Origin of the sequence: Streptococcus lutetiensis (genome assembly GCF_900475675.1) — a bacterium.
In the GTDB taxonomy this organism is placed as follows: Bacteria; Bacillota; Bacilli; order Lactobacillales; family Streptococcaceae; genus Streptococcus; species Streptococcus lutetiensis.
In genome coordinates this window covers 568,305-594,057 of record NZ_LS483403.1, presented here as the reverse complement: position 1 = coordinate 594,057, position 25,753 = coordinate 568,305, and the positions used below count along the sequence as shown (strand labels likewise).

The window sequence follows — 25,753 nt, the reverse complement described above, 5'->3', positions numbered from 1 at the left end:
ATCAAGCTTAAACCTGTTTCAAATGTCTACTTTATGGCAAGTGCAACAAATTGATGGACTTTATTAAAAATATTGGTCAGCTATTTAACCTCTTCTTTAACAATCGACATCCACAAAGCCATTTTATAATCTTCAGCGTGAATATCTCCTTCTGCATAAACCTCAAAATCTGGAGCACCAGAGTGGCGATAACCATTTTCTGGAAAAAATACTTCAAGAACATATTTCCAAGCTTCGTGAATAGACTCTGGAACATTGCCTCTGACTGGAACAATTGCATACTGCGTTTCTGCTACTTCTAAAAGACTCAAGCCCAACTCTTGTGCCTTTTTCTTATCTGTAACATCATATCCCGCTAAGTAATTAAGTCCTACACCTGATGAGAGATCTGAGCAGACACCCAAACTTTGACCATTTCCTAATGCTTTTAAATCAGCAATATCAAATTTAGCATAGAGTTCATCCCAAACTCCTGGGCAATCTTTACTTTCAATCTGCGATGCTAAAACACCAGCAACCGCAAAAGCCGCTTTCTTTTCAATTGTGACATTCATAGACTTACCTACACTTACCGTTAATGATAAGTAAACTTTTGGAAATACTTTGTAGGGAATTTCCTTACGAACTTCAGTTGGCATTGAACCGTGGCATTTTTAAAAGCTGCGCTAAAACTATCCGCAGAATCATAACCATATTTCATAGCAATATCAATCACCTTATCAGATGACATTTTCAAATCATTAACTGCTTCTGATAATCTACGCTTACGCAAATACTCCGATAAGGTCATATCTGCTAAGACAGAAAATAAACGAGAAAACATAGCATAGGAATATCCTGATAAGTGTTGAATTTTTTGCTTATCGCTTTCGGTCGTTAACACACTTTCAAGGTAGGTCATTGTTTGATTAAATCATGAAATCATTACTCTCACCTCCTACTGTATAGTCTAGCAAAAGATTGAAAAATTTTCCCCATATTTTTGAAACAAAAAATCTAGGATAAAAAAAACGCCGCACTATCAGTACAACGTTTCTATATTTATTTTACAGCTTCTTTCAGAGCATCGACTTTATCAAGTTTTTCCCATGGAAGATCGATATCTGTACGTCCCATGTGTCCGTAAGCAGCTGTTTGACGGTAAATTGGACGTTTCAAATCAAGCATCTTAATGATACCTGCTGGACGAAGATCGAAGACTTCACGAACAGCAGCTTCTAATTTGCTTTCAGCAACTGTGTTAGTGCCAAATGTATCAACACGAACTGAAACTGGGTGTGCCACACCGATAGCATAAGCTAATTGTACTTCTGCTTTGCTTGCAAAACCAGCAGCAACAATGTTTTTAGCGATGTAACGTGCAGCGTATGATGCAGAACGGTCAACTTTTGTAGCGTCTTTACCAGAGAAAGCACCACCACCGTGACGTGCATAACCACCGTAAGTATCAACGATAATCTTACGACCAGTCAAACCAGAATCCCCTTGAGGACCACCGATTACGAAACGACCAGTTGGATTGATGAAGAATTTAGTCTTATCATCAAGGTATTTAGCTGGAATAACTGCTTTGATGACTTTTTCAATCACGTCATTGTGAATTTGTTCGTTGGTTGCTTCTGGGTCATGTTGAGTTGAGATAACGACAGTATCGACACGAACTGGTTTGTCGTTTTCATCATATTCAACTGTGACTTGTGATTTTGCATCTGGACGAAGGTATGAAATTTCTCCTGATTTACGCAAATCTGCCAATTTTTTAATCAATTTATGAGAAAGTGAAATTGGTAATGGCATCAATTCTGGTGTTTCATCAACAGCAAAACCAAACATCAAACCTTGGTCACCAGCACCAATCAAGTCAAGTGGATCTTGATCAGCATTTCCACGAACCTCTAATGCTTCGTTAACCCCTTGTGCAATATCAGGTGATTGTTCAACCAATGATGGATGAACCCCAACTGATTCAGCAGCGAAGCCATACTCAGCATTTGTGTAACCGATTTCTGCGATAGTATCGCGAACAATGCGGTTAATATCAACATAAGCTGTTGTTGAAATTTCCCCAAAAACATGGACTGACCCAGTGTATACAGCCGTTTCTGCTGCAACGTGTGCATCAGGATCTTGTTCCAACACAGCATCTAAAATAGCATCTGAAATTTGGTCTGCAATCTTATCTGGATGCCCCTCAGAAACTGATTCAGACGTGAAAAGTTTACGTTCTGACATAAAAATGTCCCCCCATATCATTATTTTTTCATTCTAACACCTCTAGGCATTAAAATGTCGGAAAAGTTTTTTCCTTGAAATATCTGTACAAAAATAGCATCATTTCAGTGAGAGTTATGACGGTCAAAAACTAAAACGATTATCTTTTAGTTTTTGACCTAATAAGTCACTTAGGAAAGCGCCATAGCGGCTTTTCGTGAAATGACTAGCTACGTTCAGTAGCAGACATTTCTAGTGAGTTACAAAGTACCAATCTGTATCTTCAAAAAAAGATATGGCGCAGTTAGTGGCGGGTTAGTCAAGGCAGTGAAATCGCAGATAATACTGAAGTATATCAAGATAAGCTAACGAAGAATAACACGTTATTAAACCGCCAGATTGTCTTATCGGGACTCATTAACTAGAATATTGTACCACGTTTTACCCAAATTGCCTATAAAAAAATTCTTACCATTTCGTAACAAATTCATTTTTCATTAAGAATATTTAGAAAAAATATATTATACTATTGGTATGAAAACCTACGAAAAAATTTATCATTATTTACAAAACCAAAGTGAATACATTAGCGGAGAAAAGTTAGCAAGTGAATTTGAACTCTCTAGAACCGCTATTTGGAAAGCCATCAAAACTTTAGAAGAAAAAAGTGTTCAGATTGACTCTGTTAAAAAACGTGGCTACAAAATTCTCTCAGGTGACTTGCTACTTCCAGAAATCATTTCTAAAGATTTAAGAATAGCTGTTAGTCTCAACGAAAAAAGCCAATCCACACAGTTAGACGCCAAAAATAACTTAGATGAAGATAAAGAAGCGCACCTCTACTTAGCGCCAAGCCAAGAACAAGCTAAAGGACGATTTGGTAGACAGTTTTTTACCTCAAAACAAGGTGGCATTTATATGTCACTTCACTTAAAACCAAACGTCCCTTTCGACGAAGTAAAACCCTATACGCTTATGGTGGCCTCAAGCGTTGTTAAAGCCATTTCGCGACTAACTGGCATCGAAACAGACATCAAATGGGTCAATGACATCTATTACAATGGTAAAAAAATCGCTGGCATTTTAACCGAAGCTATCTCATCGGTTGAAACAGGCTTGATTACCGATGTCATTATCGGCGTTGGCATTAATTTTCACGTTACGAAATTTCCAGATGACATTTCCGAAAAAGCTGGTTCAATTTTTTCTGAGCAACCTAGCATCACGCGCAACCAACTCATCACCGAAATTTGGAAACTCTTCTTCACTATTCCAGAAAAAGATTTAATCAAAGTTTACAAAGAAAAATCACTTGTCTTGGATAAACAAGTGACTTTTACAGAGAATGATTGTCTATACTCAGGAATTGCCCAAGACATTACCAATCAAGGACACCTGATTGTCAAACTCGACAACGGTCAAGAAAAATTACTTCGTAGCGGTGAAATTAGTCTTTCTTCTTGGTAGTTGATGTCAAAGTTTGCAAAACTTTATCAACCGCATAAGCACGTTGAAGGTCACGTAGCAAAAATAGCCCCCCAAAAAAAGCAAAGAAATAATCACCATTAAATAAACATTCATTAAAAAAGTAGGTTTCAAAGGCGCACATGAGTGCCATTAAAATAAAACGTCTTATAGTCATATCTTTATTATAGCATAGATAACTGCTTTTAGCAGTTATCGCCGTCACGATTTCAAGTTAAAAGGAAGTTTCAATCGAAACTTCCTTTTAATCTTCTACTTTGTTAATTTTATCTGCTAGAAAATTAAAACCTTCTGGAATAAAAGAGTCATCTTTAACTTCTTCTACTGGATTTTGTTTTTTCTTTTTTAGATTTTGAGCAAATTCAGCTCGAATGCTGTTAAAGTCTTTTCGTGGCACCGCCAAAATATTTGGTGAAAAACCAGCAGCTTTACTCATGACATTTCCAAACATGTCATTAAGGTCTGTTCGTTTCATAGCTTGCTCAGCATTAAAAGCTGCATCAAAAGCCAAAATAGCATTTTCGCTATTTGCAAGAACTGGTTCAGAACCAAGCAAAAGCGCGCGGTCTTGAGCAGAAATACTATCTAAAATTTCATTCCAAGCGCCTTTAAGGGCTTCAAGATACTCTCTTGATTTCTGACTATCAACAATCGTTTCTTCCATGATAGTTAAAATCTTGACACGGTCAACTTTATAGCGATAGCTAGAATTTGTTTTTGGACGCTTGGTTGATTTTGGTGAAATCTCAGAGCTGTCCAGATTAGTTAGATGATTTTTCAAGTCTTTGATTTCTGACTGTAGTCTAGCTAACTCATCCGATATTCCTTCTGGCACCTGAGTTAGAGCGGTTTGCTTACCTGATTCTGACAACTGAATGGTCAACATTTCGGCGTAAATCTTAGGCTGAACACCATTTTTGATTTCAGGTAAAACTTTGGTCACCAAGTCAATCATCGCAAAGATAAGGTCTTGTTGAACATTAGCCAAATTCTCTTGAAAAACTTGACTCGTGTGGGTGTTTTCACCACCACTTTGAGCCACTAATAAATCACGAAGATAATTCAATAAATCCGTCGCAAAACGACTCATGCTTTTACCACTATCGAAAATTGTTTCAAGATTTGCCAGAGCTTGGCTAGTTTGATTGGCTAAAACATTTGCTACAAAATCATCCAAAGCCGTCATTGAAATGCTACCTGTGATTTCTTCAGCAATGCTAAGTGAGACATGATTATCACTTGTAAGACTTAGCGCTTGGTCAAGAATAGACAAAGCATCGCGCATTCCACCTTCTGCACAGCGTGCAATCAAGGTTAAAGCATCTTCTTCGTATGTAATGCCTTCTTTGCCAAGAATATCAGCCAAATGGTCTCGAATAGCTGCTAACTTAATTGCTTTAAATTCAAAACGTTGGACACGTGACAAAATCGTCGCAGGAATTTTATGCAGTTCAGTAGTCGCCAAGATGAAAACAACATTTTCTGTTGGCTCTTCTAAGGTTTTTAGCAGCGCATTAAATGCCCCTGTTGAAAGCATGTGAACTTCATCGATGATGTAAACTTTATAAGTAGCACGGCTTGGCGCGTAGGTTGACTTATCACGAATTTCACGAATTTCATCAACCCCATTATTAGACGCCGCGTCAATCTCAATGACATCTTCAAGACTACCATTTGTGATATCACGACAAATATCGCAATGATTACATGGCTCACCATTGACCTGGTGAGGGCAGTTCATAGCCTTTGCAAAAATTTTAGCGGCACTGGTTTTACCAGTTCCTCGTGGACCTGAAAACAAGTAAGCATGGCTAATTTTGCCAGAAGAAACTGCTTGTTTTAAAGTCGTTGAAATAACCGTTTGCCCAACGATTTCATCAAAAGTTTGGCTACGGTATTTTCGATAGAGGGCTTGATACATTATTTTTCAACTCCAAACATATCTAGATTCCAATATGATTTTTCGACAAGAATAGCTGCAAATTTTTCAAGATACTCTTGGTCAACAGCATCATAATCATCTGTCAAACGTGAATCCAAATCTAAAACACCAACAAGTTTGTCATCTTTGACCATTGGAACAACGATTTCACTCATGGCCGCTGAGTCACAAGCGATATAGTTAGCATGTTTTGTCACATCTGCGACAATCATTGTTTCACGTTTAGCTGCTGATTCTCCACAAACACCTTTACCAAGTTTAATGTGTACGCAAGATACCCCACCTTGGAATGGCCCAAGAAGCAACTCTTCACCATTGAAAAGGTAAAAGCCAGTAAAAACAGAATTTGGCAAAGTCATCTTCAAGAGTGCACTTGCATTTGAAAGGTTAGACAACAAGTTTTTTTCGTTAGAAAACAAAGCATTTGCTTGCGCTAACATGATTTCATAATTCTCAATTTTCTTAGTATTTTCCATAAGCTTAATTATATCAAAAAAAGCCTACTTCGTCATACTTTGAAAAAATGATATTTTAGTGAATTTAACGTAAAAAAGAGCTGAGACAATGGCATCTCAACTCAATTTATATTAAAATGACTACTTAGTTAAGTTGCCTACTGCTTAATACTTTATTGCCAGTAACTTGGACGTTTTTTTTCGTAGGCTGAAATCAATTCTTCATACTGAAGAGTAGTCCCAATATCATCAAGACCAAGAACAAGCTTACGTTTCCACTCACTATCGATTTTAAATGGAAATTCGCCAGCTGATGATTTGATGACTTGATTTGGCAAATCGATAGTAATTTCTTCTCCTGCTGGTAGAGCCGCTAATTTTTGGCGCACTTCCAATGGTTGAACAATGGGAAGCATGCCATTTTTTAATTCATTATTATAATGAATATCTGAAAATGAACCCGCAATCACACAACGAAATCCATAATCTTCAAGCGCCCAAGCAGCGTGTTCACGTGATGATCCTGAGCCAAAGTTATCTCCTGAAATCAGGATAGTTGCATCACGATATTCAGGCTGATTAAAGATAAAGTCAGGATTTTCATCGTAATTATCATTAAGGTAGCGCCATTCAAAAAGAAGATTTTTCCCGAAACCTTTTTTATCGACAGCTTTTAAAAATTGCTTTGGAATTAATTGGTCAGTGTCAATATTATCATTCATCAGAGGGACAGACTCCCCTGTATAAACGGTAAATTTTTCCATGGTCTCTCTCCTTTATTCTACTTCTGATAGTTGACGAACATCTACAAATTTACCAGCAATCGCTGCCGCTGCCGCCATAGCAGGACTACAAAGATGTGTACGCGCTCCAAAACCTTGGCGTCCTTCAAAGTTACGGTTACTTGTTGAGGCACAATGTACACCTTCTGGCACATGGTCTGGATTCATCCCAAGACACATCGAACATCCTGGTTCGCGCCATTCAAATCCAGCATCCAAAAAAATCTTATCAAGTCCAAGGCGCTCTGCTTCTTTCTTAACAGGACGAGATCCTGGAACAACGATAGCTGTCAATTTTGGAGAAATGTGTTTTCCTTTGACAATCTTAGCTGCTAATTGAAGGTCTGAAAGTCGAGCATTAGTACAAGAACCGATAAAGACATAACCCAAATCAATGTCTCCTGCTTTATCACCAGGTTTCATGTCCATGTAGTGATAAGCACGTTCGTCATTCATGTCTTTGATTTCTGGGAATGGTTGACCAAATTCAACACCCATTTCCGGGTTTGTCCCCCAAGTCACCATAGGTGCCAAGTCAGAAACATCGATAGTGATTACCTTGTCGTACTCTGCATCAGGATCAGAAACCAATGTTTTCCAGTCAGCAACTGCTTCTTCGAACTTCTCACCTTTTGGTGCAGCCTCACGACCTTTCACATAATCAAAGGTCTTTTGATCTGGATTCATCAAGCCCATTTTAGCACCAAATTCAATCGACATATTGGCAATAGTCATGCGTTCATCCATTGAAAGAGCATCAATAGCTTCGCCACAATATTCGACCGCATAACCCACACCAGCATCAACACCGTATTTAGCAATCAAAGCCAAAATAAAGTCTTTTGAATAAACACCTTTTTGTGGTTTGCCGACAAACTCGACCTTCATTTTTTTAGGTTTCATTTGCCAAATGCATTGCGTTGCAAATACATGCTCCACTTCTGATGTTCCAATACCAAAAGCAATGGCTCCAAAAGCGCCATGTGTCGCCGTATGGCTGTCCCCGCAGACAATAAATTTGCCAGGTTGACTGTGTCCTGTTTCCGGACCAACCATATGAACAATCCCTTGACGTTCGCTTCCATGTGTTGCTGCGTCAATACCAAATTCTTCAATGTTTCTTGCAAGAGTGTCAATTTGATTTTTTGAAATCAAATCACGAATATTAAAAATGTCAACCGTCGGCACATTGTGGTCTGTTGTACCAAATGTTAACTCAGGTCGACGTACCTTTCGTCCAGCATCACGAAGGCCTTGAAAGGCTTGTGGACTTGTCACTTCATGAATATAATGCTGGTCAACATACATAAGCTGAGGTTCGCCTTCTTCACCTGTAATCACATGACGCTCCCAAAGCTTATCAAAAATCGATTTTCCACTCATATTTTCCTCCACTGTCCTTGTCATCATTTCCACATCATGAAATACCAATAAGCAAAAACAACATTGATGATAATTCCAAGATACCAACAAGCTCTAAAATACCATTTTAAGGTTTTATGATGGAAAAAATTACCGCCCAGAAAAGCACCTAAACTGCCAAATAAGATGCTCTCCCATAATAAGGTTTTCTCTGGAATTCGCCATTTTCCCTTGATAGCCTTAATCTTATCAACACCATATGTGATAAAGACAAAAACATTCCATAAAATGAAAACAAAGACGACATACTGTTTTATACTCATAGATTTGCAATAATGGCTGCTGTCATTTCAGCTGTAGTTGCCTGACCTCCTAAATCTCGTGTCAAAATGCCTTGGTTAAAAGTCTTATCAACTGCTTCTTCAATCATTTCAGCACCAGCTAATTCTCCAAAACTTTCACGAAGCATCATCGCTACAGACAAAATCATGCTGACTGGATTTGCAATGCCTTTTCCAGCAATATCTGGGGCAGAACCATGGATAGGCTCATAAAGGCTTAGACCATTTTCTGAATGGCTAGCCGATGGCATCACACCAAGCGTACCAGGAAGGACACTTGACTCATCTGACAAAATATCACCGAATAAGTTCTCAGTGACGATAATATCAAAACGAGCTGGGTTAGTAATCATAATCATAGCCGCGCTATCAACCAATTGATGCTCCAAAGTCACATCAGGAAATTCTAGAGCAACTTCTTCAGCAACTTTACGCCATAATTTTGACGTTGCCAAAACATTTTGTTTATCGATGCTAGTGACTTTCTTACCACGAACTTGAGCTAGTTCAAAAGCTTTACGGATGATACGACGGATTTCTTGGGCTGAATAATCGTTGATGTCACGCGCAGCTTCATCTTCTAATTTGTGTTCACCAAAGTAAATCCCACCTGTCAATTCACGAACCACCACAAAATCAACCCCTTCAATGCGTTCAGGTTTTAATGGTGATAAGTGTTTAAGCGCATCAAAAATACGAACAGGACGGATATTAGCAAACAGTTTCAATTCTTTACGAATAGCAAGTAAGCCTTGCTCTGGTCGAATTGTCGCATTGTCATATTTTGGTCCACCGATTGCTGCCAACAAAATAGCATCCGCTGCTTTTGCCGCATCTAAAGTATCTTTTGGCAGAGGATGCCCACAGACATCAATCCCCGCACCACCAAAAGGTTTAGCATCAATATCATAATCAAAACCAATTTTATTAGCGACAGCTTCGAGAACTTCAAGACCTGCTGCCATAATCTCTGGACCAATTCCGTCTCCTGCTAGCGTTACAATTTTTTTAGTCATCTTTATCCCTTGCGTGAAATAATCAAATTCTCACGCGACTTCCTTTCTTAGTCATTTGTTGGCACATCACGAAATGAAACAGATTTGCCAATTTCTCCCGCATTTTCTTTTTGAACAAGCGCATTTGCATTCACGTAAGCAATCGCACCAGCTTTTAACACATCAAAATCAATACCTGAAGCATTAAAAATCGTACCTGAATCACTGTTTTCAACTGATACAGACACGCGAGCTTGAGAATCAATGCCATCAGTCACAGCATCCATTGTGTAGCTTAGTAAACGAACTTTTTGGTTGAAGAATTTATCAACGGCATTGTAGACAGCTTCAACAGAACCTTTACCATCTGCTGTTACATCAACTTCTTCATCTTCAGCATTAATCATTGTCACCTCAGCAGTAACCGTTTCGTCTGGATTAGACGTCAATTTCAAATCTCCAAAATGGAAGCCTTCTGGATTTTCAATCTCTGTACCAGCAACCAAAGCACGGATATCAGCGTCTGTAATTTCTGTTTTCTTATCAGCCAACTTTTTGAATTTAGCAAAGAGTGGTTTAATTTCAGCCTCTTCAAACGCAATTTCAAGTTCTTTTAATTTTTCAACAAAAGCATGTCGACCTGAAAGTTTTCCAAGCGGAAGTGAGTTGTGCTTAACCCCAACAAGCTCTGGTGTAATGATTTCATAAGTAAGTGGATTTTTAAGCACACCATCTTGGTGAATCCCTGATTCATGTGAGAAGGCATTTCCACCAACAACTGCTTTATTTTTAGGAATTGGAATACCTGAGAAGCGAGAAACCAATTCTGAAGTGTTAACTGTTTCGTTAAGAACAATATCAGAGGTTGCTTGATAATAGTCCTCACGAATATTAAGAGCGACAGCAATTTCTTCGAGCGCTACGTTTCCAGCTCGTTCTCCGATTCCATTTACTGTACCTTCAACACGGCCAGCACCATTCTTTATAGCTGCTAGCGTATTAGCCATTGCCATACCAAGGTCATCGTGGCAGTGCGGGCTAAAAATAATCTCATGGTCAGATGTTACATTTTCAATAAGATACTTAAAGATATTTCCAAACTCTTCTGGTGTCGTAAAGCCGACAGTATCAGGAATATTAATGTAAGTAGCCCCTGCATCAACCGCTGTTTGAACTACCTCAAGCAGATAATCAAGTTCAGTACGTGTGGCATCTTCTGGTGAAAATTCAACTACGTCAAATTTACTACGCGCATAAGTTACATGCTCTTTGATGATATCAAGAATTTCTTCTTTTGTCTTTTTCAATTTGTATTCGCGGTGAATAGGACTTGTAGCAATGAAGACATGACATTGTGGATATTTAGCATCTTTCAATGCTTCATAACACGCATCAATATCTGACTTTACAGAACGTGCTAAACCAGACACAGCAGTTGTAGTCATTGCTTCTGAAATTTGACGAACCGCTTCAAATGAATCTGGACTTGCTGCTGGAAAACCAGCTTCAATAGATGCAATTCCCCATTTTTCAAGTTGCTTTGCAATAGCAACTTTTTCTTTCACAGAAAAATTCACGCCTGGGGTCTGTTCACCATCACGAAGAGTGGTATCAAGAAATTCAACTTTACGCATAGTAACCTCTTTCTAATTCTAGCAAAAACATTAAGATAAAAATAAAAACATCTCACGGTTAAGCGAGATGTTTTCATCCCGCTTGGTAAGCCAAACAGGACTAATGCTCTTATGCACTAGCCCTCATCACGCAATAGCAAGACTGTCATTGTTGTGAATATCATTGACTTTTTTCCCTTCGATGTTTTTCGTTTTTTTACATAATACTCTTTTATTAATTAAAAGTCAACAGAATAATCTAAATAAAATAAATTTTCTGAAAATAATTACCAAAAGTAAAAAGAGCTGGATTTTCCAACCCTTCACTTATTCTCCATTTTCTTTCAAAATTGCAGCAATTTTGGTGTTGATAAGGTCAATTGCGACAACGTTTGAAGCACCTTCTGGGATGATGATGTCAGCATAACGTTTTGTTGGTTCGATAAATTGGTGGAACATTGGTTTAACCACAGAAGTGTATTGTTCAATAACACTATCAAGGCTACGTCCGCGTTCTTCCATATCACGTTTAATACGACGGATGATACGGATATCGTCATCAGTATCAACAAAAAGTTTGATATCCATCAAATCACGAAGACGTTTGTCTTCAAGGACCAAGATACCTTCAACGATGATAACATCTTGAGGTTCTTGACGATATGTTTTTTCACTACGAGTGTGTAGTGTGTAGTCGTAAATTGGAATATCTACTGGGCGACCTGCAATCAATTCATTGATGTGTTCAATCATCAAATCAGTATCAAAAGCAAGTGGGTGGTCATAGTTAGTTGAAACACGTTCTTCAAAAGTCAAGTGGCTTTGATCTTTGTAGTAAGAGTCGTGTTGAATCATAGCAATTTTTTGGTCTTGAAAGTTAGCCAAAATTGCTTTAGAAACACTGGTTTTTCCGCCTCCAGAACCACCAGTCACACCAATAATAATAGGTTTTTTACGCATTTATTACTCCAAATAAAAAATATTTCCTATCTATTCTACTACTTTTTTTAAAATTTTCAAACATTGAAATCCCTTACTTACCCTTTAAATAAAAAAAGTTAGCTTTTTCTATGTTATAATGAAGTAAAGACTAGATAGAATAGAAAAGGAAAACTATGATTTCACAATTTCCACAAGTCTGGCAGGAACAGCTAAAAACACTTGGCTTTTCTGACCTAACAGACATTCAAAAACAAGTGTTTGAACCTATTTCACAAGGAGATAACTTACTCGGCATTAGCCCAACTGGTACTGGTAAAACCCTAGCCTATCTCTTTCCAGCACTCCTAAAATTAAAACCTAAAAAATCTCAGCAACTGCTTATCTTAGCTCCAAACACCGAGTTGGCTGGGCAAATTTTTGAAGTCACTAAAACATGGGCTGAGCCATTAAACCTGTCTACACAACTCTTTATTTCTGGCTCAAGCCAAAAACGTCAAATCGAACGCTTGAAAAAAGGTCCTGAAATTCTCATTGGAACACCAGGTCGTGTCTTCGAACTCGTTAAACATAAAAAAATCAAAATGATGAATGTTGACACAATCATCTTAGACGAATTTGACGAATTGCTTAGTGACTCACAATATCATTTCGTTGAAAATATTATTCATCGTGTGCCACGTGACCACCAAATGATTTACATGAGTGCAACTGATAAAGTTGACCCTGAAGTTCTTGCAGAAAACACTTTGACAATTGACCTTTCTAATCAAAAACTTGATCAAATCGTTCACTACTACATCTCTGTTGATAAACGTGATCGCCTTGACTTACTTCGCAAATTCTCAAATATTCCAGAATTTCGTGGCTTGGTTTTCTTCAACAGCCTATCTGATTTAGGTGCTGCTGAAGAGCGTCTACAGTTCAACGATGTTCAGGCCGTTTCTCTTGCTTCTGACATTAACGTTAAATTCCGTAAAGTTATTCTTGAAAAATTCAAGAACCATGAGCTTTCACTTCTTCTTGCTACTGACCTAGTAGCACGTGGAATCGACATTGAAAACCTCGAATACGTTATCAATTTTGACCTCGCACGTGATAAAGAAACTTACACCCACCGTACTGGACGTACAGGACGTATGGGAAAATCAGGTGTGGTGATTACTTTCGTTACCCACAAAGAAGAATTGAAAAAACTCAAGAAATACGCACCTGTTTCAGAAGTTTATCTTAAAAATCAAAAAATACATTTGAAATAAACTCAAAGCAAAACGAGACTAGGACAAAATGTCCAGCCTCGTTTTTTATGTCCTTAAAATATGACAATATACAATCATTGTCATCCTTTTCGTGATTTTATGTCCTATTTCAAATTATTAATCACTTTTTCCAAACGTGAAATAGCTTCAACTGGCAAAGCAAGCTTTGGATTGTTTTGGTTGAATGAAAGCAAATAATTCAAACGGAACTGCATACGTGAACGGATGAGTTGTTTATACTTGCTGTCAAAATGATGAACAGGGTATTCTGCCAAATCTAAATATTGGAAACCTTCGATTGGCCCAAAATCTTTAAACTCAGCATCACCATCAACTAATTTTTCAATAATTCCTAAAGAAACTTCTTTCGGAATACTTTGTCCCATGTAAGTACCAGTATTGATGATGTAACAATCAACATCTCCTTCAAATAGTGAACGGAATTTTTGATAATCTTCAACGAGCGGATAAACCCTAAATGGGTTGGCAAATGGTTCGATGACAAGTGTTTGCTTATTTCCTTCAATATTTTCAGCACTTGACCGTTTAGTCATCAAGGTACATCCCATCGTTGCTGCCATGAGAGGGTCATTAACCTTAATCAATGGAGGTAGAGAATCGTCTTTCATAATCCAAAAGATGGCATTAATCGGTTCTTCGATATGGTCAACACGATTTGGTGTCGCGAAACGAGATTTAACCGTTCGACCGTTACCATTTCGGATATCTTCTGTCATCAATTTTTTACGACCATTTTCATCCAAAGTCACACCGCAGTTCTGAACTGTCACAAAGAAATCTTGTTCAGGGTGTCCTGTTGGGTAATCGTTTGTCTTATCAAAATATGATGGTTCTAGAGCAATTGATGAGCCATCTTTTTCAGAAATAACAAAAGCATCATCGTGTAAAACTTTGATATCATATTTTCCATTGTGTTTAGCGTGAGTCAAAGTTGATTTTCCTGAACCTGACAAACCAAAGAATGAAGCTACATAATCCTTCTGACCTTCTTTTCCTTGAAAAATCTTCAAACCACCGTGGCATGACACGTAACCATTACGTGCAGCCGTTCCCCAGGCAAGTGTCAAAGTTGCTTTCTTCAATTCACCAAAGTAATTGAGTCCTAAAATAGCTACACAGTTGTGATTAGTATCAAAATAGACCAAGCCATCTGGGTAATCTGGATGAGACCATCTTGGATTAAAGAAGACAAAAATATCATCTTCATTGTAGACTTTAGAAACTTTCAAACGATTTTTGAATTCTTCATCCAGAATTTGAAAGTTCAATAACCATGAATAAAGGTTATTGATCTCTTCTTCTGGTACCATCAAGTGAGCACGCACCATAAATTCTTCATCTAACCCAACAATAGCATCTGCTTTGTAAAATTGGCGACGATGTGCCTGATAGACGGCACTTCTGACAATGGATAACAAACACTCATCTTCCTCTTCATCTTGCCCAAAAATTCGACGGGCTTTCGCTGTTCGTCCAACTACTGCTCCAGAATTTGTTAACAACACACGAGCATAGGAAGGTAGACCCAATTCCTTAGTATGAATGACAGGCATATCCAAAATCACTGTACCTGCAGCATTGGAAGCTAATTGATAAGCTTCTTCTAAGGTTTTAATCGGGTGAACCTGATTTTCATAAAATGCTGTTTCGACAATAGTTTTTAATGCAGAAAAATACGGACTTGATTTGCGCATTTCTAAAGTTGAAAATTGATTACGTGTTACCATTTTCTACCTCCTATTGTATGGTTAACTTTATTCTATCAAAAAAGTATGCGTTTTCATAATTAAAAGTGTAAAAACATTAGAAAAAAGAAATAATTTCTAAAAAATTTCAAAAAAAGTACAAGTCTACTTACGCCTATTTCAGAAAAAAATAAAAAGGCTAGAACAATGTTCTAACCTTAACTGTATTATTTGGCAATATCAAATACAGTAGATTTGACAGTTGTCATAGCTTCGATAGAGTATTTCACACCTTGCACTCCAGCACCAGATTTTTTAGCACCAAGGAATGGGAAGTTATCTGTACCACGTTGTGTTTTGCTGTTAATGTGAACAGTACCCACTTCAAGTTGTTCAGCAATCTTGAATGCCAATGGGAAGTTATTTGTAAATACAGAAGCTTGAAGACCGTATTCAGATTTGTTTGAAATTTCAATGGCTTCTTCAACTGAGTTCACACGGATAAATGGAAGGACTGGACCAAATGGTTCTTCCCAAGCCAAGCGCATGTCAGTTGTAACGTTATCGAACAAGACTGGGCTGATGAGGTTACCTTCACGTTTGAATGAGATAACTTCTTTAGCACCTTTTTCTTGAGCGTCTTTGATAAGACCTTCAACATAGTCAGCGGCTTTTGTATCGATAAGTGGTGTGATGTCAGCATTGTCTTCCGGCATACCAACAGTCAAGTTGTTTACAAGTGCAGAAACTTTTTCAACCAACTTGTCAGCAATGCTATCCATAACAAGAACACGTTTTACGGCTGTACAACGTTGACCTGAGTATCCATAAGCACCAGCAACGATGTTTTTAGCAGCCAAGTCAAGATCAGCATCTTCAAGAACGATAGCTGAGTCTTTACCACCAAGTTCAAGCATGATTGGACGCATACCAGCCAAGTGACCAATGTGTTCACCAACTGGTGTTGAACCAGTGAAGTTGATGTAATTAACAGCTTCGTGTTCTACAATGTAGTCACCGATAACAGAACCACGTCCAGTGATTGTGCTAAATACACCTGCAGGAAGTCCAGCTTCAGCAAATGCTTCAGCCAAAAGAAGACCTGAGATAGAACCTTGCGTAGGTGGTTTAAGGGCAACAACATTCCCTGAAATAAGGGCAGGAGCAATCTTAGAACCTGCGAGGTTGATTGGGTAGTTAAATGGCGAAATAGCAAGCACCAAACCTACTGGTTCGCGACGAACGATAGCAATTTTTTTCTTGCTTGCTGGATCAAAGCTACCACCTTCAAGAACTTCACCTTCAAGACGAACGCCTTCTTCAGCGGCATAGTTAATGATTTCAGCAGTACGGATAACTTCACCTACAGCTGATTTATAACCTTTAGCAATTTCCTTTGAAAGTACAGCACCAATTTTTTCAGCATCACGCATCAAAATATTAGCTGCTTTGTGAAGGTATTCAGCACGTTCTACATATGAAAGTGCACGCCATGCTTTTTGAGCAGCTTTAGCTGATGCATAGACGTAGTCTACTTCTTCTTGGCTCATTGCAGGAACAGAACCAAGTTCTTCACCAGTTGCGGGAGCATAAATTTTGATTTCTTCTTTAGAAAGTTTCCACTCACCGTTGACGTAATTTTTATATTGTTTAGTCAAGCGATATCTCCTTTTAAATGTGATAACTCCATTTTATCACTTTTTTAGCTTTTTTCAATATTTTAAAACGAAAAAATTCTGAAAATTTAGACAAAAAATTTGTAGTGTCAAATAGTTATAATTATAAAACTTATAAATATACTTTATAAATTCAAAAAAATGCACCTAAACACTATTATAACGATAATAATATCAGAATTTATAGAATTTTAAAAATTAATAGATTCTTTTATTTTATCCAAAAAAATGCATATTTTTCATTATAAAAAATCCTAGTTTCATAACTAAAATCACTTAACATTTTAGGTTTCTTAACATTAAAAAAGCTTTTAACTTTGCGTTAAAAGCTTCCTCATGTTAATTAGTCAACATTAACATATTCTTTGCTAAGCTCAAGAACTTCTTCCATTGTTGAGCATTCTGTAAGAGCGCGGTTAGCGTATTCTTGCATTTTAGCAGTGTCAAGTTTCTTCATCAAGCTACGTGTACGAAGAATTGATGTAGCTAACATAGAGAACTCGTCAAGTCCCATTCCGACAAGAAGTGGAACAGCTTTTTGGTCACCAGCCATTTCACCACACATACCAGCCCATTTACCTTCAGCGTGAGCTGCTTTGATAACGTTGTTAATCAAACGAAGGATTGATGGGTTGTATGGTTGGTAAAGGTATGAAACTTGTTCGTTCATACGGTCAGCAGCCATTGTGTATTGGATAAGGTCGTTTGTTCCGATTGAGAAGAAGTCAACTTCTTTCGCAAATTGGTCAGCAAGCATAGCTGCAGCTGGGATTTCAATCATGATACCAACTTCGATATCATCTGAAACGGCAACACCTTCAGCTTTAAGGTTTGCTTTTTCTTCATCAAAGATTGCTTTAGCAGCACGGAATTCTTTAAGAAGAGCAACCATTGGGAACATGATACGAAGTTGTCCGTGTACAGATGCACGAAGAAGTGCACGGATTTGTGTACGGAACATTGCATTTCCTGTTTCTGAGATAGAAATACGAAGTGCACGGAATCCAAGGAATGGGTTCATTTCTTTTGGAAGGTCGAAGTAAGGAAGTTCTTTATCTCCACCGATATCCATTGTACGAACCACAACTGGTTTACCATTCATGCCTTCAAGAACAGCCTTGTATGCTTCATATTGTTCATCTTCAGTTGGGAAGTCTTGTGAATCCATGTACAAGAATTCTGTACGGTAAAGACCAACTGCTTCTGCCCCATTAGCATTAACACCTTCAACGTCTTTAGGTGTACCAATGTTAGCTGCCAATTCAAAGTGTTTACCATCAGCTGTTACTGTTTTAGCGTCTTTAAGAAGAGCCCATTCAGCTTTTTGTTTAACATATGCTTCACCAGCAGCTTTAAATTCAGCAACTTGTTCATCTGTTGGGTTGATGATAACTTCACCAGTGATACCGTTTACAGCAATGATATCACCATCTTTAACACGGCTAGTGATATCGTTTGTTCCAAGAACAGCGGCAATTTCAAGTGTACGAGCCATGATAGCTGAGTGGCTTGTACGTCCACCAATGTTTGTAACAAAGGCTTTAACAAATTGTTTGTTCAATTGGGCAGTATCAGAAGGTGTCAAATCGTGTGCAATAACGATTGATTCTTCATCAATTGTAGCAGGGTTTGGAAGTTTAGCACCAAGAAGGTGAGCCAATACACGTTTAGCAACGTCGCGGATATCTGCGGCACGTTCTTGCATGTATGGGTTATCATCCATTCCTTCAAAGATAGTGATGAACATATCAGTCACTTCTTTAAGTCCTGCTTCTGCGTTAATTTGTTTTGCACGAATAGTTTCTTTAATTTGGCTGATCATTTCTGGGTCAGCAAGCACCATTAAATGTGCGTCAAATACGGCAGCTGCTTCTTCGCCAAGTGTTTCTACTGCTTTTTCACGTATAATAGAAAGCTCGTCTTGTGATGCTTTCAATGCGGCATCTAGGCGAGCTTCCTCTGCACTTGTATCTTCAACTGTAACAGTTTCAAATGACAAATCAGGTTGAACGAGCAGGTACGCTTTAGCAACAGCAACACCATCAGATGCGGCGATTCCTTTAAGCATTTCTGTCATTTTCTTAAGCCAATCCTTCTTTTGTCATTGTTTCTTCGATTGCTGCAAGTGCGTCATCAGCGTCAGGACCTTCAGCAGAGATAGTTACGTCAGCACCTTGACCAACACCAAGACTCATAACACCCATGATTGATTTAAGGTTTACTGCTTTACCTTTGTAGTCAAGAGTGATGTCTGAAGCGAATTTGCTAGCTGTTTGAACAAGCAAAGTAGCTGGACGTGCGTGAATACCTGTTTCTGCAACAATGTGAAAATCTTTTGAAGCCATATTATGGTTCTCCTTTTATTTGTGTTTTTTCGGATTACCTTATGATAACCCTTACAAGCTATGATTATAGCATAAACCCTTTTTTATTTCAATAGTTACACACCTCGTATGCACCTTATTTTTTGAAAAATTAAGGAAAAACGGCACTTTCAGGCTGTAAAATTACCTATTTTTTTCAAAAACAAATAGAAACAAGTTGAACTCGCTTCTATTTATTGATTAATCTTTCTTTTCAGCTTTTTTCTTTTTTAGGACTGCTGTTTGTTTACGAATTTCATTAAAGAATGGTGCTGTTGTCAAGCTAAGATTTTTATAGTTCCGCAACATACGACGTTGGTTGAAACGAAATAGCTGAACACCCTTAACTTTTAAATTCTCATTTATCTGAAGTCTAAATTTCTCCAAACGTTTACTGAAAGCTTCTCTTTGTTTAGTCCAGTCGTCAAATTCTGTTTTAACAGATCGAAGCAATCTTTCCTGTTCCGAGCGAACATATTTTTCAACCGTTGCAGCTGCTTGTTGGAATTTCACAGTATCCATAACTGTCCAAATCAAATCCGCCGCCATAATAGAAACAATCGCTAGGGCAATCCAGCCATTCAAATGATTGATAATAGCCATGACCGTCGGCTGGACAAATTTAATAAGTATCAAAATACTAACTCCCCAAAAAAGTGAAATTTCAGGAGCAATCCAGCCTTTAACATTACCAAATAAATCGCTGTAATCCCAAAGTTTCATATGAAAGAAATGCTCCAAAAACCAACCAGCAAGGAATTCAAAAACGGTCGCAATAACCATTCCACCGATAAAGAGCCCTAAAAGATTATCTTGAAATGGTTTTATGCCAATTAAAACCGTCGTCACCGCAAAGCCATAAACTGGACAATAAGGTCCAGCTAAGAAGCCACGATAGGCAAACTTTTTGTCATGGATGGAGCAATAAATAGTCTCCCATAGCCAACCGATAAATGAATAAATAAAAAATAGGAAAATAATATCCGTTATAGAATAGCCCATAAAACATCAACCTCTAACTTTCAAACTATTCTCATTATAGCAAAAAACTTAGAACAAGACTTGTTCTAGGCGATCTTTTACATATTTTTAATGAGTTTAGTTGCAAATTCACTTGTTGAGCAAGCAGCTTTTCCTTGTGCTAAATCTGCTGTGAATTGACCTTTAGCAAAGGTTGTTTCAATGGCTTGAGAAATCAAATTTGCAACTTCTGTCCATCCGATATAGTCAAATAGCATACAACCTGATAAAAGAACAGAGCATGGATTAGCAATGTCTTTTCCAGCAATATCAGGAGCTGTTCCGTGAGTTGCTTCAAAGATTGCATGTCCAGTTACGTAGTTGATATTAGCACCTGGTGAGATACCAATTCCACCAACTTGAGCAGCAAGAGCATCGCTCGCATAGTCACCATTAAGGTTTGTCAAAGCTACGACATCAAATTTTTCAGGATTTAGCAGAATTTGTTGCAAGAAGTTATCGGCAATAATGTCATTCATAACCAATTTTCCACTTGCTAATTCATTAGCGTATTCACGTTCTGCAAGTTCGTAACCCCATTTGCGGAAACCACCTTCAGTGAATTTTTGGATATTTCCTTTATGAACAATAGTTACATTTGTTAGCTGATTAACAAGGGCGTATTCAATAACTGAACGAATAAGTCGTTCACTACCTTCTTTTGAAATTGGCTTAATACCAATACTACTTGACTCAGGAAAACGAATCTTGTTGACAGACATTTCATTTTGCAAAAACTCAATGACTTTTTTCACTTCTGCTGTGCCAGCTTCCCACTCAATTCCTGCATAAATATCTTCTGTATTTTCACGGAAAATCGTAATACTTGTTTTTTCTGGTTCTTTAAGCGGGCTTTCAATTCCTTTGAAATAGCGAACTGGGCGAACACAAGCATACAAATCCAATTCTTGGCGAAGTGTAACATTTAGCGAACGAATCCCACCACCAACTGGAGTTTCAAGTGGTCCTTTGATAGCAATCAAATCTTCTTTGATGGTATCAAGTGTTTCGGCTGGCAACCATTCGCCAGTCGCTTCGTGCGATTTTTTACCAGCTAAAAGCTCATGCCATTCAACTTTTTTCTGACCTTGATAAGCTTTTTCAACAGCGGCATCAAAGACAGCACGCGCATTTTTCCAAATGTCACGTCCAACGCCATCCCCTTCAATAAAAGGAATAATTGGATGATTAGAAACGACCAATTGGCCATTTTCTAAAGTGATTTTATCTGCCATAATTTCCTTTTTTCCTTTCGTAATCTTTCTTAACGATCTTCAAGTGGAACATATTTCAAACCAAGTTCACCTTTGTAGCGTGAACGTGGACGAATCAATTTATTGTGTTTTTGTTGTTCTTGGATATGAGCAATCCAACCAGCCACACGACTCATTGCAAAAATCAAGGTAAAGATTGAACTATCAATACCAAGCACATGATAAACCGTCGCTGAATAAAAATCGACGTTTGGAATCAAACCTTTGGTGTGTTTCATGCATTGTTCAATTTCACAAGACAAGTTAAACCAAATTTCGTTTTCAGTTCCTTCTGTCAAAGCTTTCGCCATTTCACGAAGGTATTTTTCACGAGGGTCTTGTGTCTTATAAACACGGTGACCAAACCCCATGATTTTTTCTTGTGAATCAAGTTTTTCTTTAAGGTAAGCTTTTGTATCACTCATTTCACGGATTTCAGTTAACATGTCAAAAACACGTTCATTAGCACCACCGTGAAGAGGACCTTTAAGAGTACCAATAGCCGTTGTCACACAAGAATAAATGTCTGCCAGTGTTGAGGCACAAACACGTGCAGCAAATGTTGAGGCATTTAATTCGTGGTCAGCATGTAGTACCAAAGCACGATTAAGAGCTTTAACTTGCAAATCAGTTGGTTCTTCACCATTTAACATATAAAGGAAATTGGCTGCAAAACACAAATCTTTACGTGGTGCCACAGGAGTTTTTCCTTCACGCAAACGTGCAAAGGTTGCAATAATTGTTGGCATTTTAGCCATTAATTGAATGGATTGTTCGTAAGTTGCTTCTTCTGAGTTATCTTCTGCATTAACATTGTAAACACCTAGCAAACTAACTGTTGAACGAAGAACACTCATTGGATGCAAGTGATTACGTGATTGAATCATAATGCATTGCACAACAGCATCACTGATTTCATAGTTATAACGAAGTAACTTTACAAAATCATCAAGTTCTGTTTTATTTGGCGAATGAAGGTTCCAAAGAAGATAAATCACTTCTTCAAAACTAGCATCATTGTCCATTAATTCTGAAATGTTATAACCTGCATAAGATAAATTATCATTAATAATCGAACTAATACGGGTATTACAGGCGATTAAATCTTTTAATCCACTTGATCCTGTCATATATTAAGCACCCCCTAATTTCTTTCTAACAACCATTGGTAGAATTCCGCCGTTTTTGTAGTATCGGATGTCAGCATCTGCATCAAAACGGACCATGGCTTTAAAGTGTTTTTCACCTGAATCATCACGTACAATCACATCTACAATATCGTGAATACCAGGATTTTCTGAAAGGTTAATATCGTATGTTTCGTAACCTGTTAATCCAAGGCTTTCAGCTGTATCACCTTCTAAGAATTGCAATGGTAAAACCCCCATCATGACAAGATTTGAACGGTGAATACGTTCAAAGCTCTCAGCAAGAACAGCTTTAACTCCAAGAAGGTTTGAACCTTTTGCTGCCCAGTCACGACTTGACCCCATACCATAGTCTTTACCAGCAATGACCAAAGTATCAACCTTATCTTCTTTATAATGCATGGCTGCATCGTAAATTGGCATCAATTCGCCATTGTATTTTGTATAACCACCAATTTTACCGTCAGCTAATTGGTTTTGAATACGAATGTTGGCAAATGTTCCGCGCATCATGACTTCGTGGTTACCACGGCGGCTACCATATGAGTTGAAATCAAGGTAATCAACACCATGTTCTGTCAAATATTTAGCAGCTGGACTGTTTTTAGCGATGTTCCCTGCTGGTGAGATGTGGTCAGTTGTGACACTATCACCAAATTTAGCCAATGGTTTAAGGTTTTTAAGTGGCTTGATTGCCAAATCATCACCCAAGTTATCAAAGTATGGTGGGTTTTGGATGTATGTTGAGGCTTCATTCCAATGATAGATTTTACTTTCTTCTGTTGGAATTTGGTTCCACTTTTCACTGTCAGTGAAAACATGCTCATACTCGTGCTCGAACAATTCACGTGTGACAAATTGGTCAACGTATTTTGCTACTTCATCGTTTGTTGGCATGATGTCTTTAAGGTAGGCTGGCTCATTGTTTTGGTCAAAACCAAGTGGTTCTGTTGTCAAGTCAATGTTAGTATTTCCAGCGAGTGCATAAGCCACAACAAGAGGTGGGCTAGCAAGAAAGTTTGCTTTGACAAGCGGATTAACACGTCCTTCAAAGTTACGGTTACCTGACAAAACAGCTGACGCTAACAAATCGGTATCCGTAATTGCCTCAGCGACTTCTGGGCGAAGGCTACCTGAGTTACCGATACATGTTGTACAACCAAAACCAACAATGTTAAAGCCAAGTGTATCCAGGTAAGTTTGCAAACCAGAGTTACGAAGGTAACCTGTCACCACTTTTGAACCAGGGGCAAGTGATGTTTTGACTGTTGGAGCCACGTGTAAACCACGTTCAACAGCATTCTTGGCAAGCAAACCGGCTGATATGAGCACGTAAGGATTTGAAGTATTCGTACATGATGTGATAGCTGCAATTGCCACATGCCCAGTCTTGATTTCTACATCTTGGTCCTCAAGGTGAACAGTCGCTGTTTTATTAATCTCATCTGCCGTCAAACCAAATCCTTGAACACCTGCTTTGCGTGTCAAGCTTTCTTGGAAAGTTTGTTTGGCTTGTGTCAAATCAATCAAATCTTGTGGACGTTTTGGTCCAGAGATACTTGGTGAGATGCTAGACAAATCAATCTCAACAACTTTAGTGTATTCAGCTTGATGCTCTGGATCATAGAAAAGACTGTTACGTTTAGCGTATTCTTTTGTCAATGCGATATGGTCTTCATCACGGTTTGTCAAACGCATGTAGTTAAGCGTTTCATCATCGATTGGGAAATAACCACATGTTGCCCCGTATTCAGGAGCCATATTAGCGATAGTTGCACGCTCGGCAAGGCTAAGATTTGAAAGACCATCACCGAAATACTCAACAAATTTGCCGACAACTTTTTCTTGACGAAGGACTTGTGTCACTTTAAGTGCCAAGTCAGTTGCAGTCGCAATCTTAGGTAATTTACCTGTCAAACGTACACCGATAACTTCTGGAATTGGGAAGAATGAAGCTTCACCAAGCATAGCTGCTTCTGCTTCGATACCTCCGACACCCCAGCCAAGCACACCGATACCATTGATCATTGTTGCGTGACTATCAGTACCAAACATTGAATCAGGGTAAAGCATGCCATCTTTTTCAATGATAACATCACTCAAATACTCTATATTAACTTGGTGGATAATCCCTGTTGCTGGTGGAACAGCACGGTAATTATCGAATGATTTTTCAGCCCATTTCAAAAATTCATAGCGCTCATTGTTACGTTTAAATTCCATATTAATGTTATCTTCTAAAGCTGTATCACAGCCAAAGAAATCAACTTGGACACTGTGGTCAATAACCAAATCAACTGGAATTTCAGGGTTGATTAAATCTGCATCACCACCATTTGAAACGATGGCATCACGCATTGATGCAAGGTCGACAACAACTGGTACACCAGTGAAATCTTGTAGGATAACACGACTCGGTTTGAATGGCACTTCGCCTTGGATGTTTTTAGGATTGTAAGTTGCTAAATTTTCAATGTGACTTTTTGTAACATCTACTCCATCATACTTTCTGAGTAAACTTTCAAGTAATATACGAATAGTGTAAGGGATTCTTTTGATATTTCCTCCATAATGAGAAACGGCTTCTTCAAGATTAAGGTAAGAAGAGTTATTCTCTTTGAAAAAAAAATTAGATAAGAACTCTGTCATGTACGGACCCCCGATTATAATGATATTGTTTTTAATTATACAAAATTCAGAAAATTTTGCCAGCATTAATTTACAGATGTGTGTCAGATTTCCTGACATGATGTGTTACTTGAAAATAAAAAAGCTGTCAAACCTTGGTATCACTACATTTTGTACCGATTACAATAATCAAACACTACATATGGTGTTTTTGTAAGCCTTTTTGGTTGCTTTTTTGGTATATTTTGGCTATTCTAATTAAATATTGAATTTAAAAAAAGATAACGATTTATGGAGGAAAGCCTAATGGCTAATAAAATTACACTTTTTTCAAAAAATAATTGCATGCAATGCAAAATGACTAAAAAACTTTTAGAAAAAGCTGGCGCTGATTTCCAAGAAATTAACATGGATGAATGTCCAGATATGATTGATTACGTTAAAAGTCTTGGTTTTACAGCCGCTCCAGTTATCAAAGCGGGCGAAATTGTCTTTTCAGGATTTCAACCAAATAAACTAAAAGAAATTATTTAACTACTCTTCCATCTTGAATTAGAAAGGAATTACCTTACTCA

General features: G+C 38.0%; 21 protein-coding genes and 1 pseudogene. 3 read left to right on the top strand and 19 right to left on the bottom strand.

Annotation, left to right across the window (positions count from 1 at the left end; all coding sequences use genetic code 11):
- Nucleotides 1-80 precede the first annotated feature (80 nt).
- Together DQN23_RS03160 and metK are read right to left on the bottom strand one after the other, a co-directional pair.
- Nucleotides 81-901 (bottom strand): annotated as a pseudogene (locus tag DQN23_RS03160) (AraC family transcriptional regulator).
- A 140-nt stretch (nt 902-1,041) separates the two neighbouring features.
- Entirely contained in the window at nt 1,042-2,232 is a 1,191-nt protein-coding gene (metK, locus tag DQN23_RS03155) for a methionine adenosyltransferase (RefSeq protein WP_043895003.1), read from the bottom strand.
- A 513-nt stretch (nt 2,233-2,745) separates the two neighbouring features.
- Between metK and birA the strand changes: the two genes are divergently transcribed.
- The gene (birA, locus tag DQN23_RS03150; protein WP_111712695.1) at nt 2,746-3,678 is read left to right on the top strand and encodes a bifunctional biotin--[acetyl-CoA-carboxylase] ligase/biotin operon repressor BirA; all 933 of its coding nucleotides are present in this window, start codon (nt 2,746-2,748) and stop codon (nt 3,676-3,678) included.
- Here birA and DQN23_RS03145 read toward each other — a convergent pair.
- From DQN23_RS03145 to udk, 9 genes are all read right to left on the bottom strand, one after another.
- Nucleotides 3,659-3,853 (bottom strand): DUF3272 family protein, encoded by a 195-nt coding sequence (locus tag DQN23_RS03145; RefSeq protein WP_111713074.1) that lies wholly within the window; start codon nt 3,851-3,853, stop codon nt 3,659-3,661. The two genes, birA and DQN23_RS03145, sit on opposite strands and share 20 nt — an antisense overlap.
- An 87-nt stretch (nt 3,854-3,940) precedes the next feature.
- The gene (gene dnaX / locus DQN23_RS03140) at nt 3,941-5,617 is read right to left on the bottom strand and encodes a DNA polymerase III subunit gamma/tau (protein ID WP_111698351.1); all 1,677 of its coding nucleotides are present in this window, start codon (nt 5,615-5,617) and stop codon (nt 3,941-3,943) included.
- Nucleotides 5,617-6,114 (bottom strand): GAF domain-containing protein, encoded by a 498-nt coding sequence (locus DQN23_RS03135; protein WP_020916473.1) that lies wholly within the window; start codon nt 6,112-6,114, stop codon nt 5,617-5,619. Before DQN23_RS03135 ends, dnaX begins: the two co-directional genes overlap by 1 nt.
- Before the next feature lie 152 nt (nt 6,115-6,266).
- On the bottom strand, nt 6,267-6,857 hold the full coding sequence (leuD, locus tag DQN23_RS03130; protein WP_111712694.1) for a 3-isopropylmalate dehydratase small subunit: 591 nt from the start codon (nt 6,855-6,857) through the stop codon (nt 6,267-6,269).
- 12 nt (nt 6,858-6,869) lie between these two features.
- Nucleotides 6,870-8,258 (bottom strand): 3-isopropylmalate dehydratase large subunit, encoded by a 1,389-nt coding sequence (gene leuC, locus DQN23_RS03125; protein WP_111712693.1) that lies wholly within the window; start codon nt 8,256-8,258, stop codon nt 6,870-6,872.
- 23 nt (nt 8,259-8,281) lie between these two features.
- Nucleotides 8,282-8,560 (bottom strand): DUF1294 domain-containing protein, encoded by a 279-nt coding sequence (locus DQN23_RS03120; RefSeq protein WP_111698349.1) that lies wholly within the window; start codon nt 8,558-8,560, stop codon nt 8,282-8,284.
- Complete coding sequence (leuB, locus tag DQN23_RS03115) at nt 8,557-9,594, bottom strand: 3-isopropylmalate dehydrogenase (protein WP_111712692.1); 1,038 nt, start codon at nt 9,592-9,594, stop codon at nt 8,557-8,559. Before leuB ends, DQN23_RS03120 begins: the two co-directional genes overlap by 4 nt.
- A 47-nt stretch (nt 9,595-9,641) precedes the next feature.
- Nucleotides 9,642-11,207, bottom strand: coding sequence for a 2-isopropylmalate synthase (locus tag DQN23_RS03110; protein WP_111712691.1), 1,566 nt, complete (start codon nt 11,205-11,207; stop codon nt 9,642-9,644).
- A gap of 306 nt (nt 11,208-11,513) precedes the next feature.
- On the bottom strand, nt 11,514-12,146 hold the full coding sequence (gene udk, locus DQN23_RS03105) for a uridine kinase (RefSeq protein ID WP_020916467.1): 633 nt from the start codon (nt 12,144-12,146) through the stop codon (nt 11,514-11,516).
- Nucleotides 12,147-12,301: 155 nt separating this feature from the next.
- On the opposite strand from udk, the gene DQN23_RS03100 reads away from it, so the two are divergent.
- Nucleotides 12,302-13,384, top strand: a complete 1,083-nt coding sequence (locus DQN23_RS03100) for a DEAD/DEAH box helicase (protein WP_111712690.1) — start codon at nt 12,302-12,304, stop codon at nt 13,382-13,384.
- 104 nt (nt 13,385-13,488) lie between these two features.
- Here the strand turns inward: DQN23_RS03100 and DQN23_RS03095 are convergent, their stop codons facing one another.
- The 8 genes from DQN23_RS03095 to acnA form a co-directional block, all read right to left on the bottom strand.
- Nucleotides 13,489-15,132 (bottom strand): phosphoenolpyruvate carboxykinase (ATP), encoded by a 1,644-nt coding sequence (locus DQN23_RS03095; RefSeq protein ID WP_020916465.1) that lies wholly within the window; start codon nt 15,130-15,132, stop codon nt 13,489-13,491.
- A gap of 185 nt (nt 15,133-15,317) precedes the next feature.
- On the bottom strand, nt 15,318-16,748 hold the full coding sequence (locus tag DQN23_RS03090; RefSeq protein WP_111712689.1) for an NADP-dependent glyceraldehyde-3-phosphate dehydrogenase: 1,431 nt from the start codon (nt 16,746-16,748) through the stop codon (nt 15,318-15,320).
- Between the two features lie 361 nt (nt 16,749-17,109).
- Nucleotides 17,110-18,843: a phosphoenolpyruvate--protein phosphotransferase gene (ptsP, locus tag DQN23_RS03085; protein WP_111712688.1), complete on the bottom strand. Its 1,734-nt coding sequence runs from the start codon at nt 18,841-18,843 to the stop codon at nt 17,110-17,112.
- A gap of 4 nt (nt 18,844-18,847) precedes the next feature.
- Complete coding sequence (locus DQN23_RS03080) at nt 18,848-19,111, bottom strand: phosphocarrier protein HPr (protein WP_020916462.1); 264 nt, start codon at nt 19,109-19,111, stop codon at nt 18,848-18,850.
- 219 nt (nt 19,112-19,330) lie between these two features.
- On the bottom strand, nt 19,331-20,131 hold the full coding sequence (locus DQN23_RS03075; RefSeq protein WP_061407422.1) for a putative ABC transporter permease: 801 nt from the start codon (nt 20,129-20,131) through the stop codon (nt 19,331-19,333).
- Nucleotides 20,132-20,208: 77 nt separating this feature from the next.
- A complete protein-coding gene (gene icd / locus DQN23_RS03070) occupies nt 20,209-21,384 on the bottom strand; it encodes an NADP-dependent isocitrate dehydrogenase (RefSeq protein ID WP_061407419.1) in 1,176 nt (391 codons plus the stop codon).
- A gap of 29 nt (nt 21,385-21,413) precedes the next feature.
- Nucleotides 21,414-22,532: a citrate synthase gene (locus DQN23_RS03065; RefSeq protein ID WP_111712687.1), complete on the bottom strand. Its 1,119-nt coding sequence runs from the start codon at nt 22,530-22,532 to the stop codon at nt 21,414-21,416.
- A gap of 3 nt (nt 22,533-22,535) precedes the next feature.
- Complete coding sequence (acnA, locus tag DQN23_RS03060) at nt 22,536-25,199, bottom strand: aconitate hydratase AcnA (RefSeq protein ID WP_111712686.1); 2,664 nt, start codon at nt 25,197-25,199, stop codon at nt 22,536-22,538.
- Between the two features lie 285 nt (nt 25,200-25,484).
- Here acnA and nrdH point away from each other — a divergent pair, with 285 nt between their 5' ends.
- Entirely contained in the window at nt 25,485-25,712 is a 228-nt protein-coding gene (gene nrdH / locus DQN23_RS03055) for a glutaredoxin-like protein NrdH (RefSeq protein WP_111712685.1), read from the top strand.
- Nucleotides 25,713-25,753: the final 41 nt, after the last annotated feature.

Bases quoted from the DNA above. Each gene is read 5' to 3' on its own strand.
- birA (WP_111712695.1), top strand. From the start codon at position 2,746: ATGAAAACCTACGAAAAAATTTATCATTATTTACAAAACCAAAGTGAA.
- icd (WP_061407419.1), bottom strand. From the start codon at position 21,384: ATGGCAGATAAAATCACTTTAGAAAATGGCCAATTGGTCGTTTCTAAT.
- DQN23_RS03075 (WP_061407422.1), bottom strand. From the start codon at position 20,131: ATGGGCTATTCTATAACGGATATTATTTTCCTATTTTTTATTTATTCA.
- leuC (WP_111712693.1), bottom strand. From the start codon at position 8,258: ATGAGTGGAAAATCGATTTTTGATAAGCTTTGGGAGCGTCATGTGATT.
- leuD (WP_111712694.1), bottom strand. From the start codon at position 6,857: ATGGAAAAATTTACCGTTTATACAGGGGAGTCTGTCCCTCTGATGAAT.
- DQN23_RS03100 (WP_111712690.1), top strand. From the start codon at position 12,302: ATGATTTCACAATTTCCACAAGTCTGGCAGGAACAGCTAAAAACACTT.
- DQN23_RS03110 (WP_111712691.1), bottom strand. From the start codon at position 11,207: ATGCGTAAAGTTGAATTTCTTGATACCACTCTTCGTGATGGTGAACAG.
- udk (WP_020916467.1), bottom strand. From the start codon at position 12,146: ATGCGTAAAAAACCTATTATTATTGGTGTGACTGGTGGTTCTGGAGGC.
- dnaX (WP_111698351.1), bottom strand. From the start codon at position 5,617: ATGTATCAAGCCCTCTATCGAAAATACCGTAGCCAAACTTTTGATGAA.
- DQN23_RS03145 (WP_111713074.1), bottom strand. From the start codon at position 3,853: ATGACTATAAGACGTTTTATTTTAATGGCACTCATGTGCGCCTTTGAA.
- ptsP (WP_111712688.1), bottom strand. From the start codon at position 18,843: ATGACAGAAATGCTTAAAGGAATCGCCGCATCTGATGGTGTTGCTGTT.
- acnA (WP_111712686.1), bottom strand. From the start codon at position 25,199: ATGACAGAGTTCTTATCTAATTTTTTTTTCAAAGAGAATAACTCTTCT.
- DQN23_RS03065 (WP_111712687.1), bottom strand. From the start codon at position 22,532: ATGACAGGATCAAGTGGATTAAAAGATTTAATCGCCTGTAATACCCGT.
- DQN23_RS03120 (WP_111698349.1), bottom strand. From the start codon at position 8,560: ATGAGTATAAAACAGTATGTCGTCTTTGTTTTCATTTTATGGAATGTT.
- nrdH (WP_111712685.1), top strand. From the start codon at position 25,485: ATGGCTAATAAAATTACACTTTTTTCAAAAAATAATTGCATGCAATGC.
- metK (WP_043895003.1), bottom strand. From the start codon at position 2,232: ATGTCAGAACGTAAACTTTTCACGTCTGAATCAGTTTCTGAGGGGCAT.
- DQN23_RS03135 (WP_020916473.1), bottom strand. From the start codon at position 6,114: ATGGAAAATACTAAGAAAATTGAGAATTATGAAATCATGTTAGCGCAA.
- leuB (WP_111712692.1), bottom strand. From the start codon at position 9,594: ATGACTAAAAAAATTGTAACGCTAGCAGGAGACGGAATTGGTCCAGAG.
- DQN23_RS03080 (WP_020916462.1), bottom strand. From the start codon at position 19,111: ATGGCTTCAAAAGATTTTCACATTGTTGCAGAAACAGGTATTCACGCA.
- DQN23_RS03095 (WP_020916465.1), bottom strand. From the start codon at position 15,132: ATGGTAACACGTAATCAATTTTCAACTTTAGAAATGCGCAAATCAAGT.